Genomic DNA, 14425 nt, shown 5'->3' on the forward strand with positions numbered 1-14425 from the left:
TCTGTATTAATTACATATTGCCCACTAATTTATCTTTTAATATAGCCGCGCATTCCCTGACGCAAAAATGTATAAAAAGAACGGGATCTGACCCGCAGGATATCCCATAAATATCAGGAATTCCCCACTTTTTAGCAATCTGCTGTGCACGGAATACATGAAAATCACTGGTCAGTACCCCAACTCTTATAGGTTTATCCGGTACCTCTTCAAATGCCCCCGGAACCACAATTCCCGGACTGTTCAGCCTGCGGGCTTTTTTCTTTGCCTGATCCTCTTCAATGGCTACCCGGCTGTAAGCAATATTCTCTACTGTACTGTGGGAACGGGTCTCCAAAATAAGCTGTTCTTCCCTTACGCCGTTATAAACCAGATAATCCCTCATGGCCTCGGCCTCGGCAACCGGCTCATCTTCTCCCCTGGCACCGGATAAAACAAGAATCGTTCCCGGATTTTTATCTACATATTCCACTGCCTTATCCAGGCGTTTTTTTAAGGATTTTGTGATCCCTGTTTCCTTTACTTTCGCCCCAAGAACAATCACATAGTCCAGATTCGATGTGTCACCGGCAGCCACTCCTGTAAATACCAGGATCTCAACCACTGCAAACACCAGGATTCCGGTGCAGCACATGGTTACAACGGAAACCGGAACCCACAAAGGGACTTTATCCTTATGCCTTATATAGGCTTCCCAACCACCTGTCAAAATCATGCATAGAGCTGCAATAAACAGCCAGATCAGGGAAAAAGAAGTGGCTAAGCCTGAATAAACAGCAATGATAATATAATAAACCACACATAAAACAGCTGTGAGCCACAAAATCCATATCATAAGTAAGCCTCCGCTCTGCTAACTTCTAAATTTGTGTTTCTGTACGTCCATTTTATAGCATACCACAATATGGCAGTTTCTACAACAACCACCAGATTTAGCCGGAAAAGAAAAACACCATCCGGCTGCTTAACCTGCCATGCCGGACAGTGCTTAAAATCTCACAATCAATCTATTCTATTTCACTTCTGCGCAGAATGTCGTATGGTTCCACCTCAGCATCAAGATGGACAAAAAGAATCTGCCTGGAGTGAGGTGCACTTTCCTGTGCTTCTCCATCTTCATTCCATATGCCTTTGACTTTTACTTCCAGATTACTTCCGTCAGGCTTCATGACCTCAATGGTCTCTCCCACCGTGAATTTGTTCTTCTGCTCGATTCTTGCATACCCTCTCTCATCAGCAGCCTCTACCGTTCCCAAATAGGTGTAATTTTTTACATAGGTATTATTGTCGTAGATCTGAGTCGTCTCATCAGGCTTTCCAAAATAAAATCCGGTTGTAAACTCCCTGTAGGTACATTTTCCGATTTCAGACCGGTACCAGTCCATATTTGCTTTATAAAGCTCAGGATCTTTGTTATAATCATCAATGGCTTTCCGGTAGGTTCTCGCCACCGTCGCCACATAAAGAGCCGTTTTCATACGTCCTTCGATCTTAAAGCTGTCGATCCCCGCATCCATCATCTCCGGAATATGCTCAATCATGCACAAATCCTTGGAATTAAAGATGTATGTCCCCCGCTCATTTTCATAAACCGGCATATATTCACCCGGACGTTTTTCTTCTACTAGGGAGTATTTCCATCTGCAGGGATGGGTGCAGGCGCCCTGGTTTGCATCTCTTCCCGTCATAAAATTGCTCAGTAAGCAGCGGCCGGAATAGGACATGCACATGGCTCCGTGTATAAAGCTTTCAATTTCCAGATCTTCAGGAATTTTTTCCCGGATTTCCTTAATCTCAGCAAGGGAAAGCTCCCTGGCTGATACCACACGTTTTGCTCCCAGCTGGTGCCAGAACAGATAGGTTCCGTAATTTGTGTTGTTCGCCTGGGTACTGATGTGAAGTTCCATATCAGGAATTACCCGTTTTGCAATAGCGAATACACCCGGATCGGAAATAATCACCGCATCCGGTCTGATTTCCTTTAATTCGTTAAAATATTCCTCTACTCCGGAAAGATCATCGTTATGTGCCAGAATATTGGCTGTGATATAGACTTTTACCCCGCGGTCGTGGGCAAAGGCAATTCCTTCCCGGATATCGTCATTTGTGAAGTTTTTTGCCTTGGCACGCAGTCCAAAGGCTTCTCCTCCGATATAGACAGCATCTGCACCGTAAACCACTGCGGTTTTTAACACTTCCAGGCTGCCTGCCGGAATCAAAAGTTCGGTCTTTCTCATGAAACTCCTCTCTCGTACTTCTCTTTTAAAATGCTGACAGTAATTCCGTCTCCAATTGGAACCACCGATGTAATAAGCTGGTCACAATGCTTTAACTCAAACAAATATTCCCGCATCCGCCCATGAATGGTCCGGTTGCGCCGATCCACTGCATAGCGGGATTCTATAATATCACCGTCCTGGAGAACATTGTCTGAAATCAGCATTCCGCCCGGCCTTAAAAGTTCAAGAATTCTTGGTAGCCAGACTAAATACTGACCCTTGGCGGCATCTAAAAAGACAAGGTCAAAGGGGCCGCTAAGCCCCTCTAATACCTCCTCGGCATCCCCTTCGTACAGGGTAATGCGATCCGTTTCTCCGGCTCTTTCAAAGTTAGACTTCGCTTCCGGAATTCTCTTCTCATATTTTTCTATAGTAGTAATATGGCAGTTACGGGGCATGACCCCGGCCATCAGAAGGGCAGAATAGCCAACGGCTGTTCCTACCTCTAAAATCGCCTGAGGCTGCATGGCGGCAGTCATTGTCTGTAAAAAGGCTGCGGTCTCTTCTCTTATGACCGGAACCCCGTTTTTTCTTGCCCTTTCTCCAATCTCTGTAAGAAGTCCGTTCCGGTCCGTCTCCAGAGATTTAATATATTCCGTTATCCTGTCGTTAACAATCATTGTTTCTCTTTCTTTTCCCCGGTATTATCATTCATCATCTGAAGGATCTCCTTGGAGGTCATGGAAGTGTTAAATGTATAGATTCCCGGATTTACTTTATAATCAAAGAACTCAGCCTGAATGATAAAGGAATATTCATTGGCAATTAAGCCGCTGCCCTTTAAAAGCCTGGCTACCTGGACGGCTGATGCCCCTTTTTCCACCGTGATACTCTTATCCTGCCCTGGACTTTGTTCCATTGCGGATGCATAGAATATCTCATGCCCAAACTCATAGCCTCTGGTCACTCCTTCATACAGCAGCAGTATAACCAGCGCAAAAATAATAAGTCTGGAAGAGATGGCAATAATCGCTCCTGTTATTTTGTTTATCTCATTGGTTGTCCGGCTCATAACAATCCATTCCTTTCGCCTTAAAGGCAGGAGTTAATGAAAAACTCCTAAACCTCCATAATAATCGGCAGAATCATGGGATTACGTTTCATGCGCTTCCAGAGGAAATCGCTTAAGCTGTCCCGGATGATATTCTTAATTTTACCCCAGTCGTTAATCTTGCGTTCCAGGCAGTCCTGTACTGCATCATTCACAATGGTTCTCGCCTCTTCCATCAGATCCTCAGATTCTCTTACATATACAAATCCTCTGGATACGATGTCAGGTCCTGCAAGAAGCTGATTGGAATACTTTTCTAAAGTCAGCACTACCACAATAATTCCGTTCTGAGCCAGATTCTGTCTGTCTCTTAAAACGATATTGCCTACGTCACCAACACCAAGTCCATCCACCAGAATGCCTCCGGACTGGACATGATCCACGATTTTGCAGGATTCCTGTCCCAGCTCCACCACATCTCCCGATGACATGATGACGATATTTTCTTTGGGAATTCCCATAGCCTGAACCAGATTTTTCTGTGCCATAAGGTGACGATATTCTCCATGTACCGGAATTGCGTATTGGGGACGTACCAGGGCATACATCAGTTTAATTTCCTCCTGGCACGCATGCCCGGAAACATGTGTATCTTCACAAATAACCTCTGCGCCTTTCATGGACAGTTCGTTCACTACCTTAGAGACCGCTTTTTCGTTACCAGGTATAGGATGGGAACTTAAAATGATCACATCATTCGGTTTAATTGAAATCTTCTTATGGGTACTGCCTGCCATTCGTGAAAGAGCTGCCATGGATTCGCCCTGACTTCCGGTGGTAATGAGCACGGTCTGCTCATCCGGATAATTTTTCAGCTGGTCAATATCAATCAGGGTTCCTTCCGGTATATTAATATATCCCAGTTCACTTGCAGTACCAATTACATTAACCATACTGCGGCCTTCCACAACAACCTTACGTCCGTATTTTGCAGCCGAATTGATAACCTGCTGCACTCTGTCTACATTGGAAGCAAAGGTTGCTACAATGATACGGTTGTTCTTATGATCAGCGAATATGTTATCAAAAGACTTTCCTACGGTCTTCTCAGATGGCGTAAATCCTGGTCTGATTGCATTGGTACTGTCACAAAGCATAGCCAGAACACCCTTTTTCCCCAGCTCTGCAAACCGCTCCAGATCAGCAGGCTCTCCAAATACAGGTGTGTAATCAATCTTAAAATCACCGGTGTGTAAAATTACTCCTGCCGGAGAGAATATGGCAAGGGCGGAAGCATCGGCGATGCTGTGGTTCGTCTTTATGAACTCAATGCGGAAACATCCCAGGTTAATGGACTGTCCGTGTTTGATCACTTTTCTCTTTGTGTTTTTTAACAGGTTATGCTCTTTTAGCTTATTGTCAATAAGTCCTATCGTCAGCTTTGTTCCGTATACAGGTACATTGATATCCCTTAAAATATATGGCAGGGCCCCAATATGATCCTCATGTCCATGGGTGATGACAAATCCCTTAACTTTGTTTATATTCTGTTTTAAATAGGAAACATCCGGGATTACCAGGTCGATTCCAAGCATATCATCAGTAGGGAATGCCAGTCCGCAGTCCACAACAATGATGCTGTCCTCGTATTCAAAAGCAGTGATATTCATACCAATCTGCTCCATTCCTCCTAAGGGAATGATTTTTACTTTCGCGTTGCTGTCTTGTTTCTTCAATCTTTTACCTCCGTTTTATTATTTCCCGTCCTGATCTTCTTCCATTTTCTCCCGGCATTCCCTGCAGTACCCGTGAAGTTTCACTTCATGATCTGTTACCATAAACCCCTCTGTATCAAGAAGTGCCTGTTCCAGAGTATCTAAAAGGTCGCCTTTAAAAGAAAATACTTTTTGGCATCGGCTGCAAATGGCATGGTGGTGGTGGTGTCCGGACTCACGATTAAAGCCCCCCAGTTCATAGCGGGCAAATCCATCGTCAAAGCTGACCTTATCTATCACTGATAAATCCACCAGCACCTGTACAGTTCTGTAAATCGTGGCAAGTCCTATCTCCGGACAGCTCTGTCTGGCCAGATCATAGATCTCCTCTGCAGTCAGATGTTCTCCCGGACGCTCAGCCATGAGTTCCAGTACCAGCATGCGCTGATTGGTCACCTTGAGTCCTTTTTTTCGAAGCATATCTTTAAAAACTTCCTGTTCCATATAACAGTCCCTCAACCACTTACCATCATTTTTCAATATCCACATCCGCTCCGTCAAGCAGTTCGGAAAATATTTTAAATAAATAATCTATCTCGTTATCATCCTCAACAAATTCATACAAAGCTTCTTCTTCATTCTGCTTTGACATGTCTTTTAAGATGTAACATTCTCCTTCTTCATCCTCATCTGTGGAATCAGTTACCAACAGATAATTCATACCATTAATTCTGGTTTCTTCTAAAACATATAAAACAATTTCTTCCCCTTCGTCATTGGTCAGGGTAATTTTTCTCTCTTCACTGTTCATTGCCTGTCTCCCGTTTTAAACTGTCTAAATAGCCCTGCAGGATCAGTCCTGCTGCCACCTTATCAATCACGGCTTTCCGGTTTTCCCGTCTCACACCGCTTTCCATTAAAATTCTCTCAGAAGCGGCCGTAGTCAGTCTCTCGTCCCACAAAATTACAGGAAGCCCTGTCCGGCGGGTAAGCATATCCTTAAATTCTTCTGTCTTTTTTGCTCTGTCGCCAGCCGTATTATTCATATTCTTAGGATAACCCAAAACAATTGTTTCAATCTCATATTCCTGAATCAGTTCTTCGATCCGGGCACAGGTTCTTCTCAGTTTATTTTCTTCTTCTCTCGTAATTGTCTCCACGCCCTGGGCGGTTATACCCAGTAAGTCGGAAACTGCAACTCCCACAGTTTTAGAACCGTAATCAAGTCCCATGATCCTCATAATTACCTCTTTCTTGTCCATGCTTTTTGGACATAAAGGTATGTCCTTAGGAAAAAATATGCAGCAAAACAAAGCTGGTTCGCAGCCAACTAGATAAAAAACTAACTGTCAGACTCCGCCTCTTTCCACTTCATCTGACAGCTGTAACGCATTGCAAAGGTCTTATAGAGTTGATACCTGACCGACTGACGTCTAACGGCGTCATTACTTTAACATCGTGTCAATATATACCCGCATCAGTTCTTCCAGAATCTCGTCCCGCTCCACTTTCATGATCAGACTTCTGGCATTCTTATGGCTGGTGATATAGGTAGGATCACCTGACATAATATACCCCACAATCTGGTTAACCGGATTATAGCCTTTTTCTGTGAGGGCAATATAAACCTGTTCCAGTACCTGACTTACGTCCAGCTTATTTTCCTGGACTGCTTTAAAAAATTGTGTATTATGAATATCGCCCATGTTTCTCACGTCCTTTAACTGTTCTCCTTTATTTTAAACCATAATCATGGATTCGGCAAGACAAAAATAATTTTTGTCTCTTAACATTTTAAAAATATAACCTCATCTGTCAGCATTTTCCATAAAGTTCCCTTTACCACCTTGCCTTTTATGCCTTCTTCAAAAGGGACTGCTGCTTTTATATATTCTTTCGTATGACCGATAATATAGCGCTTTCCATCCGTCTCATATTCCTCTTCCATCAGCACTTCAGTCTGGCTGCCCAGATGGGATTTCCGGTAGGAAAGTGACATCTCCTGTTCCAGAGAAAGAAGTTCACTGCTTCGCTCCGCCTTCACAGATTCCGGGATCTGGTCCGGCATATCTGCAGCTCTGGTTCCATTCCTGACAGAATATTTAAACACATGCATTTCGTAAAACTGCAGCTTTTTTAAATACTCTCTGGTTGTTTCAAACTCTTCTTTGGTTTCTCCTGGAAACCCTACTATGATATCGGTTGTAATCGCAGGATTCTTAAATGCACTGCGGAGCAGTTCACAGCCCTTTAAATATTCTTTCGTCGTATATTTCCGGTTCATGCGCTTTAAAGTCGCATCACAGCCGCTTTGCAGTGACAAATGAAAATGAGGGCAGATTTTTTCAAGACCTGCAAGAGTACCTGCAAATTCTTCCGTTATAATCCTTGGCTCCAGAGAACCCAGGCGGATCCGTCTGATTTGCGGAATCTCATGTACCTTTATAATTAAATCCAGCAGGCCGATTCGCTCCTGTTCCGGAAAATCCATGCCGTAAGAGCTTAAATGGATTCCGGTTAAAACAGCTTCCTCATATCCAAGGGCTGCCAGCCTTCTGATCTCTTCCACCACTTCCTGGGGTTTTCTGCTTCTGACGCGGCCTCTGGTGAAGGGAATGATACAATAACTGCAAAACTGGTTGCATCCGTCCTGTACCTTCACAAATGCCCTTGTGTGATCGCCCGGCCGGCTGATGGAAAGGTTCTCATATTCAGTGGTATGGCTGATGTCAATTACCGTTTCTTCCTCCGCCGCTTTATTCTGTGCAAAGTAATCTTCCAGAATGGATACCAGCTCTGTCTTCTTATTATTTCCTATCACTAAATCCACAGCTTCATCTTTTTTCAGTTCTTCACCCGCTGCCTGGACATAACAGCCGGCTGCAACAACAACTGCGCCGGGATTCATCTTCTTGGCCCGGTGCAGCATCTGTCTTGATTTCCGGTCTGCAATGTTTGTAACAGAGCAGGTATTGATAATATAAACGTCTGCTCCCTCTGCAAACGGAACAATCTCATAGCCTGCGCTTTCCAAAAGCTGCTGCATCGCTTCTGTTTCATATGAATTTACCTTGCATCCAAGGTTATGCAGGGCTGCCTTTCTCATTTTATTTTCTCCTATCTAAATAATGCTTAAATTTTCAGTATTTTCATGTAAAATTACCATTGACTTTTATACAATAAATCAGTAGTATTGAAGTGAAAAAGGGGGCGGTTCCCTGATTAATAAAAGAGCTCACGCAAGGAGGTTTTTCACATGAAAACAGTTCGTATATCTTTAAATTCCATCGACAAAGTAAAATCTTTCGTAAATGATCTGACAAAATTTGATACAGACTTTGATCTTGTTTCCGGCAGATATGTGATTGATGCAAAATCTATTATGGGTATTTTCAGCCTGGATTTATCCAAGCCGATTGATTTAAACATTCATTCCGAAAGTGCTGTCGATGAAATCTTAAACATTTTATCTCCATATATTGTAGATTAACTGGATTAAGAACTATGTTAGAAATGGGATCCGTCCTTTTAAAAAGGAGCCGGACCCCATTTTTTTCTTTAACACCAGACTTTTTCTACAGTGCGAATGGCCGTCTCAACCAGCTCATCAATCTTTTCTTCCAGTTTTTCCTCTGACCGCTCAATCATCTTAATGCTGGGCTTCGTAACAGGATGTTTTGCAACAAAGATGGTACAGCAGTCTTCAAAAGGAAGCACTGAGGTCTCGTAAGTTCCGATCTTTTCCGATACATCAACAATCTCCTGTTTATCAAAACCAATTACCGGACGGAATACAGGGATCGTGCAGGCTGCGTCAGTGGCTGCCAGGGACTGCATGGTCTGAGAAGCCACCTGGCCGATACTTTCTCCTGTAATCAGTGCCTGGGCTCCGGCTTCTCCTGCCAGATGCTCTGCAATCCGCATCATATACCGTCTCATGATGATCGTAAGTTCCTCGTGAGGGCATTTATCATAAATATAAAGCTGAATGTCAGTAAAATTCACAATATGAAGGTGAACAGGTCCTGAATACCTTGATACCAGCTTTGCAAGGTCAATTACCTTTTCCTTCGCCCGTTCGCTGGTATATGGCGGAGCATGGAAATAGACGGCGTCAATTTTGACACCTCTCTTGGCAATCATATAACCGGCTACCGGACTGTCAATGCCTCCTGATAACAGAAGCATGGCTTTTCCGTTGGTTCCTACCGGCATTCCTCCCGGTCCTGGAATGATTTTGGAATATATATTAATTTTATTTCTGACTTCTACATGAAGCATAACTTCCGGTTTATGAACATCAACCTTCGTCTCCGGGAATGTATGAAGAATCACTTCCCCCAAATCCCGGTTAATCTGTTCTGAGTTCACCGGATATCGTTTATTTCCTCTTCTTGCATTCACTTTAAATGTGAATTGCTTATCCTCATAATACTGGTCCACATAAGATAAAACCTGCTGCTTCAAATCTTCATAACCGTTATCTTCCACCTGAACCATAGGGCAGATCGCTGCGATACCGAATATACGGCTCAGCGATTCAACGACTTCATCAAAATCATATTCTGATTCTGCTGTGGCATAGATACGTCCGGATTCCTTTGAAACAATAAAATCTCCATCCAGTCTCTTTAAAGCGTGACGGATGTGTGCCACAAGGGCATCCTCAAATAAGAAACGGTTTTTTCCCTTCACACCGATTTCTGCATATTTAATTAAAAATGATTGATATTGCATCTGTTGTCCTTTCTTTGTAAAAACCCATCTAACCTCTCTGATACCGTCTGAGTACAGGCAGCAACTCCTTTAAGGTTTCGATGCAGTAGTCCACTTCTTCCCTTGTATTAAAAATTCCGAAGCTGAATCTTAAAGTGGAATCAAGAAGCTCTTGTCTTAAGCCTATCCCTTTTAAGGTTCCGCTGACAGCCGTATGATTGGAGGAACAGGCGGACCCGGAAGATACATAGATCTCTTTCTCTTCCAGTGCATGAAGGAGTACTTCACTGCGGATGCCCATAAAACTTGCGCTGACAATCTGAGGTGCCGACAATTCTCCTTTTAAGCTGTTTATGGTTACTCCCTCTATTTCTGACAGTCTGTCAATCATATAATCCTTAAGCTCTATGATTCCCCGGATTTTCTCCCTGTGACTGGTATACATATAGTTTGCTGCAGCAGCTAAACCGGCAATACCGGGTACATTCTCAGTACCGGAGCGCATTCCTCTCTGCTGTCCTCCGCCATAAATCATAGGTATTATCCTGACCTTCTTGTCAATGTATAAAAAACCGATCCCTTTCGGGCCATGAATTTTATGGGCACTTACAGAAAGCAGATCAATCCCCTGGCTTTTTGGCCGGATTAAAAGCTTTCCATAAGCCTGTATGGCATCTACATGAAATAAAATATTGGGGTTTTTCTTCTTTATAATTTTGGAAATGGCTTCCACTGGTTCAATGGCACCGATTTCATTGTTTACATACATGATGGAAACCAGAATTGTCTCAGGGCAGATTGCTTCTTCCAGTTCTTCTAAGTTAATATGTCCCTGTCCGTCAACAGAAAGATAGGTCACCCGAAATCCCTGCGCTTCCAGAAAGGCAAGTGGATTGTATACGGAAGCGTGTTCAATCCCAGTACTGATAATATGGTTTCCTGCCCGTTTATTGGCCATAGCAGTCGCAATAATAGCCATATTGTTGGACTCGGAACCACCGGATGTAAAAACAATCTCCTTTGCAGCTACCTTTAAAGTTCCCGCTATGGTTTCAGCCGCTTCTTTGATATACCGTTCCGCATCCAGTCCTTTTTTATGCTTGGAAGATGGATTTCCATAATCCTCCATCATTGTTTTTATTACAATTTCTTTTACCGGCTCCAGAACTTTAGTCGTAGCCGAATTATCAAAATATGCTTCCATTTAGATCATCTCCCTAAACGCTTTCCAACTGAAACGCAAGTACGGAAAGAACAAAAAGTCCCGCTGTTTCCGTCCGTAAGATGCGTTTACCCAGTGTGATTGTATTGGCGCCGTATGTTTCTCCAAGTTCCACTTCTCCGTCTTCAAATCCGCCTTCCGGCCCGATAAAAATCCCGACTTTCATTCCCGGTTTTATGCAGGAAAAAATCTCCCGGGTCTGCATCATGCCTTCAGCATGTTCAAAGGGAAGCAACAGTACGTCAAAATCCTTTGCATATTCAAACGCCTCCCGAAGAGTCTTTACGCCTGTCACTTCCGGTATCAAAAGCCGTTTGGACTGTTTGGCTGCGCTTTCTGAAACAGCCGTCCAGCGTTTAATTTTCGATTCTTCTTTCTTTTTATCCAGCTTCACTACAGCACGCTTTGTTTCAACCGGAATAATCTGATACACTCCCAGTTCAACCGCTTTCTGTATAATCAGTTCCATCTTATCACTTTTTGGAAGTCCCTGAAATAAATAAAGCTTTACAGGCAGCTCTGAGCCGCCTTCCCTGACCTCCAATATCTTCGCTGTAACTTCATCAGAAGAAATGGTCTGGATCTCACACAAATAATCTTTATCCACTCCGTTGCTAAGCAGGATTTCCTCCCCCGGTCCCATACGCAGGACATTTTTTATATGATTTACATCCGTTCCTGCGATCCTGACCGTGGTCTCTCCGATCTGATCCTGCTGCACAAAAAAATGATACATGGTTTCCTCTTTGCTCCTCTTTCCTATTTCTTTCTGACGGTCACAGAAACCCACTCTCCCTGATAAGTAATCTCCAGAAGTTCAAAGGCATCGTTATCAGCAAACGCCTGTTTTACCGCTTCCTCTTTCATATTAATGATGCCGGAGGTAATAAATACAGCGCCCTTCTTCATATGAACCGGAATTTCTTTCTGCAATGGAATAATTACATCAGCCAGTATGTTTGCAACTACAACATCATATTTTTCAAAGCCTGCAGCTTCTTTTACTTCCTTATCATCTATGATATTTCCTTTTAAAACTTTAAATTTGGCGGGATCAATGTGATTGGACTCCATATTTTCCATTACGGCAACAATGGCATTTTCATCCAGATCTGTTCCGAAAACCTCCCTGGCTCCCAGCTTTAATGCTGTGATTCCCAGAATTCCGCTTCCGGTTCCCACATCAAGAACAAGGGTATCCGGCGTCACATACTTTTTCAGCTGGCGGATGCAAAGCTGAGTGGTCTCATGCTGGCCTGTCCCAAAGGCAGTTCCCGGATCAATCTCGATTAAAAGCTTGTCTTTATGCTCTTTTGGAATTGCCTCCCAGGTCGGTTTAATTAAAATATCATCAACTGTAAATGGTTTAAAATACTGCTTCCAGTTGTTAATCCAGTCTTTATCCTCTGTCTCGCTGGTCTCAATGGTACGGGCTCCTAAATCAGTAAACATGGAAAGCTCGTTAAGTCCCTCTTCCACCTTTTTTAACATCCCATCTATATCCGCATCAGAGTCAGGATCCAGATAAAAGCTGACTCTTGCAATTCCTTCATCCGGCGGAAGTTCCGGTAGAATATCAATAAACATCCCCTTTGTTTCCGCTTCAGTAAGAGGAATGTTGTCTTCTATTTCAATTCCTTCAATTCCAATTTCATCAAACATGCTGCTGACCAGATCAACAGCCTCTGTGGTTGTAGTAAGAGTAAATTTCTTCCATTTCATAATAATTCCCTATCCTTTTATTATTTTCACAAATAGACACAGCAGAACTACAAGTACGACGGGGCGGACAATCTTAAGCCCATTCTTCACCACAAGTCCTGAACCGATATAATGTCCGGCTATACAGAATACACCGGCAGCAAGGCCAAGGGGTATTAATACTTTTCCATTTATTAAAAATGTTGTAAGAGCTGCAATATTGGATGACAAATTAATGACCTTCGTTGTACCGGAAGCGCTTCTGATATCCATTCCTGCAAGTCCGGTCAGCACAAGAAGCAGAAATGTTCCCGTTCCAGGTCCATAAAAACCGTCATAGCATCCGATCACCAGGGCTGCTCCCATGGTGACCAGAAACATCTTCTTCTCTGATACTTCTTTTTTATATTCCCGCTCTCCCAAATCTTTATTCTTCAAAACATAGAACGCAACAACCGGCAGTGCCACTAACATCATGGTTTTTAACACCAGTTCACTGGCAAGCATGGATAAATGGGCTCCGATTACAGAACCGCCCATTGCCAGAAGTGCTGCGCACAAAGACAGTTTCACTTTAATATAACCATTTTTTGCAAACCGTGCCGTAGAAACCACTGTCCCCATGGCAGATCCCATCTTATTGGTTCCAATAGCAAGATGAGGCGGTATTCCTGCAGCGAGATAGGCAGGCAGTGAGATGAGTCCTCCCCCGCCGGCGATCGAGTCAATAAGACCAGCCAGAAAAACAAGAGGGCATACAATTAAATATTGAACCATCATCTGTTTCCTTTCTTTTGTACATTCCTTTTCCAATAAAAATCCTTCATAAGGAAAACCACATGATATCATAACATACAATGATAAGGGTTGCAAGCGCAGAAAATCAGGCTTTCTCTCATATTTTCCGGGAAAAAAATATTTTTTTTAAATTTTTTTAAAAAGTTTGCAATAAAAATTCTTCCTGGTGCATTAACTAATTGAACGGATGAAAAAGACTTTTGTTCCGTACCGGATGTAAGGGCAAAAAAAAACATATCAAGTAAACGAAATTCCTTGATGCATTACACCCCATCACACCCGCCTGAGTGTCCGGGACCGGAACAGAATCTTTTTTACAAAATTACAATCTAAAGGCAATTAGAATTTGTAATGAAAAACAGGAGCAATTTGGAACGGCTGATGATTCAGTCATCTCAAATGTCTCCTGTTTTTTTTTATCCAAAAAGATTCTTACTGAACCCATGCCCCGTCAGCTCCAACCTTATATCCATCAGGTGTGACCGTATTAAGAAGAAGTCTGCCCAGTGTTCCGTCAGACATGGTGTTAAAATAATATGCCTTTTTGTCAATCAGCTGCCAGCCGGTTCTCATGGCGCCAAGCATTCCGTCATCAACCGGATTTAAATAATACTTCCCGCCGTTCTGGTCCGTATACCAGCCTGTAACCATGTGTCCCCCCTGATCAAAACGGTACCATCTGCCGTCTATATATTTCCAGCAGTCAGAAGGCCATGTACCGTCACTGTACTGAAACCACCAGCCTGCAGGGCTGTAGTACCACCCTCTTCCTGAGCTTCGGTTTCCCGGGCCATCATCGTCCTCCTCCTCGTCATCCCAGAAATCAAAATAATCACTGGAATTACCAGGTCCGCCAATTGTCGTACCGGAACCATTCCAGCCCGGAAAATTTCTGGCGGTCTGTCCATTATCTGCCAATGCATTCATGGACAGCAGGATTATCATTCCTGACAAGGCCGCTGCCCATAAAAGTTTTTTACTTACCCCGTTCATACCTTCCCCC

The 14425-nt window shown here is 43.3% G+C and carries 17 protein-coding genes; 1 reads left to right on the plus strand and 16 read right to left on the minus strand.

Annotated features, from left to right (window positions below; translation table 11 throughout):
- Positions 1-10: 10 nt before the first annotated feature.
- From DS742_RS07840 to mtaB, 10 genes are all read right to left on the minus strand, one after another.
- Positions 11-835: a YdcF family protein gene (locus DS742_RS07840; protein ID WP_117416437.1), complete on the minus strand. Its 825-nt coding sequence runs from the start codon at positions 833-835 to the stop codon at positions 11-13.
- Between the two features lie 172 nt (positions 836-1007).
- Complete coding sequence (locus tag DS742_RS07845) at positions 1008-2237, minus strand: peptidase U32 family protein (protein ID WP_117416438.1); 1230 nt, start codon at positions 2235-2237, stop codon at positions 1008-1010.
- On the minus strand, positions 2234-2899 hold the full coding sequence (locus tag DS742_RS07850) for an O-methyltransferase (protein WP_117416439.1): 666 nt from the start codon (positions 2897-2899) through the stop codon (positions 2234-2236). Before DS742_RS07850 ends, DS742_RS07845 begins: the two co-directional genes overlap by 4 nt.
- Positions 2896-3291, minus strand: a complete 396-nt coding sequence (locus DS742_RS07855) for an MltG/YceG/YrrL family protein (protein WP_117416440.1) — start codon at positions 3289-3291, stop codon at positions 2896-2898. The genes DS742_RS07850 and DS742_RS07855 overlap by 4 nt, the downstream gene beginning before the upstream one ends.
- A gap of 47 nt (positions 3292-3338) precedes the next feature.
- A complete protein-coding gene (locus tag DS742_RS07860) occupies positions 3339-5006 on the minus strand; it encodes a ribonuclease J (RefSeq protein ID WP_117416441.1) in 1668 nt (555 codons plus the stop codon).
- A gap of 18 nt (positions 5007-5024) precedes the next feature.
- A complete protein-coding gene (locus DS742_RS07865) occupies positions 5025-5489 on the minus strand; it encodes a Fur family transcriptional regulator (RefSeq protein ID WP_104436685.1) in 465 nt (154 codons plus the stop codon).
- A 25-nt stretch (positions 5490-5514) separates the two neighbouring features.
- Positions 5515-5796: a DUF1292 domain-containing protein gene (locus tag DS742_RS07870; RefSeq protein ID WP_117416442.1), complete on the minus strand. Its 282-nt coding sequence runs from the start codon at positions 5794-5796 to the stop codon at positions 5515-5517.
- Positions 5786-6226: a Holliday junction resolvase RuvX gene (ruvX, locus tag DS742_RS07875; protein ID WP_117416443.1), complete on the minus strand. Its 441-nt coding sequence runs from the start codon at positions 6224-6226 to the stop codon at positions 5786-5788. The genes DS742_RS07870 and ruvX overlap by 11 nt, the downstream gene beginning before the upstream one ends.
- 204 nt (positions 6227-6430) lie before the next feature.
- Complete coding sequence (locus DS742_RS07880) at positions 6431-6691, minus strand: IreB family regulatory phosphoprotein (protein ID WP_117416444.1); 261 nt, start codon at positions 6689-6691, stop codon at positions 6431-6433.
- Between the two features lie 80 nt (positions 6692-6771).
- Complete coding sequence (mtaB, locus tag DS742_RS07885) at positions 6772-8091, minus strand: tRNA (N(6)-L-threonylcarbamoyladenosine(37)-C(2))-methylthiotransferase MtaB (protein ID WP_117416445.1); 1320 nt, start codon at positions 8089-8091, stop codon at positions 6772-6774.
- A gap of 150 nt (positions 8092-8241) precedes the next feature.
- Between mtaB and DS742_RS07890 the strand changes: the two genes are divergently transcribed.
- Positions 8242-8475: an HPr family phosphocarrier protein gene (locus DS742_RS07890; RefSeq protein ID WP_104436689.1), complete on the plus strand. Its 234-nt coding sequence runs from the start codon at positions 8242-8244 to the stop codon at positions 8473-8475.
- A 68-nt stretch (positions 8476-8543) separates the two neighbouring features.
- Here the strand turns inward: DS742_RS07890 and thiI are convergent, their stop codons facing one another.
- The 6 genes from thiI to DS742_RS07925 all read right to left on the minus strand — a co-directional run bounded on the left by thiI (position 8544) and on the right by DS742_RS07925 (position 14415).
- A complete protein-coding gene (thiI, locus tag DS742_RS07895; RefSeq protein ID WP_117416446.1) occupies positions 8544-9722 on the minus strand; it encodes a tRNA uracil 4-sulfurtransferase ThiI in 1179 nt (392 codons plus the stop codon).
- A gap of 28 nt (positions 9723-9750) precedes the next feature.
- Positions 9751-10905, minus strand: a complete 1155-nt coding sequence (locus tag DS742_RS07900; RefSeq protein ID WP_117416447.1) for a cysteine desulfurase family protein — start codon at positions 10903-10905, stop codon at positions 9751-9753.
- Positions 10906-10918: 13 nt separating this feature from the next.
- Positions 10919-11659 (minus strand): 16S rRNA (uracil(1498)-N(3))-methyltransferase, encoded by a 741-nt coding sequence (locus DS742_RS07905; RefSeq protein ID WP_117416448.1) that lies wholly within the window; start codon positions 11657-11659, stop codon positions 10919-10921.
- Positions 11660-11682: 23 nt separating this feature from the next.
- Entirely contained in the window at positions 11683-12645 is a 963-nt protein-coding gene (gene prmA / locus DS742_RS07910) for a 50S ribosomal protein L11 methyltransferase (protein WP_117416449.1), read from the minus strand.
- Between the two features lie 9 nt (positions 12646-12654).
- Positions 12655-13401 (minus strand): sulfite exporter TauE/SafE family protein, encoded by a 747-nt coding sequence (locus DS742_RS07915; protein WP_117416518.1) that lies wholly within the window; start codon positions 13399-13401, stop codon positions 12655-12657.
- Positions 13402-13854: 453 nt separating this feature from the next.
- Positions 13855-14415, minus strand: coding sequence for a glucan-binding protein (locus DS742_RS07925; RefSeq protein ID WP_117416451.1), 561 nt, complete (start codon positions 14413-14415; stop codon positions 13855-13857).
- Between the last annotated feature and the right edge of the window lie 10 nt (positions 14416-14425).

The organism is Lacrimispora amygdalina, assembly GCF_003432035.1.
Classification (GTDB): Bacteria; Bacillota; Clostridia; order Lachnospirales; family Lachnospiraceae; genus Lacrimispora; species Lacrimispora amygdalina.

Coding starts and splice junctions, on each gene's coding strand:
- DS742_RS07840 (WP_117416437.1), bottom strand. CDS start 835: ATGATATGGATTTTGTGGCTCACAGCTGTTTTATGTGTGGTTTATTAT.
- DS742_RS07845 (WP_117416438.1), bottom strand. CDS start 2,237: ATGAGAAAGACCGAACTTTTGATTCCGGCAGGCAGCCTGGAAGTGTTA.
- DS742_RS07850 (WP_117416439.1), bottom strand. CDS start 2,899: ATGATTGTTAACGACAGGATAACGGAATATATTAAATCTCTGGAGACG.
- DS742_RS07855 (WP_117416440.1), bottom strand. CDS start 3,291: ATGAGCCGGACAACCAATGAGATAAACAAAATAACAGGAGCGATTATT.
- DS742_RS07865 (WP_104436685.1), bottom strand. CDS start 5,489: ATGGAACAGGAAGTTTTTAAAGATATGCTTCGAAAAAAAGGACTCAAG.
- DS742_RS07870 (WP_117416442.1), bottom strand. CDS start 5,796: ATGAACAGTGAAGAGAGAAAAATTACCCTGACCAATGACGAAGGGGAA.
- ruvX (WP_117416443.1), bottom strand. CDS start 6,226: ATGAGGATCATGGGACTTGATTACGGTTCTAAAACTGTGGGAGTTGCA.
- DS742_RS07880 (WP_117416444.1), bottom strand. CDS start 6,691: ATGGGCGATATTCATAATACACAATTTTTTAAAGCAGTCCAGGAAAAT.
- mtaB (WP_117416445.1), bottom strand. CDS start 8,091: ATGAGAAAGGCAGCCCTGCATAACCTTGGATGCAAGGTAAATTCATAT.
- DS742_RS07890 (WP_104436689.1), top strand. CDS start 8,242: ATGAAAACAGTTCGTATATCTTTAAATTCCATCGACAAAGTAAAATCT.
- thiI (WP_117416446.1), bottom strand. CDS start 9,722: ATGCAATATCAATCATTTTTAATTAAATATGCAGAAATCGGTGTGAAG.
- DS742_RS07900 (WP_117416447.1), bottom strand. CDS start 10,905: ATGGAAGCATATTTTGATAATTCGGCTACGACTAAAGTTCTGGAGCCG.
- DS742_RS07905 (WP_117416448.1), bottom strand. CDS start 11,659: ATGTATCATTTTTTTGTGCAGCAGGATCAGATCGGAGAGACCACGGTC.
- prmA (WP_117416449.1), bottom strand. CDS start 12,645: ATGAAATGGAAGAAATTTACTCTTACTACAACCACAGAGGCTGTTGAT.
- DS742_RS07915 (WP_117416518.1), bottom strand. CDS start 13,401: ATGGTTCAATATTTAATTGTATGCCCTCTTGTTTTTCTGGCTGGTCTT.
- DS742_RS07925 (WP_117416451.1), bottom strand. CDS start 14,415: ATGAACGGGGTAAGTAAAAAACTTTTATGGGCAGCGGCCTTGTCAGGA.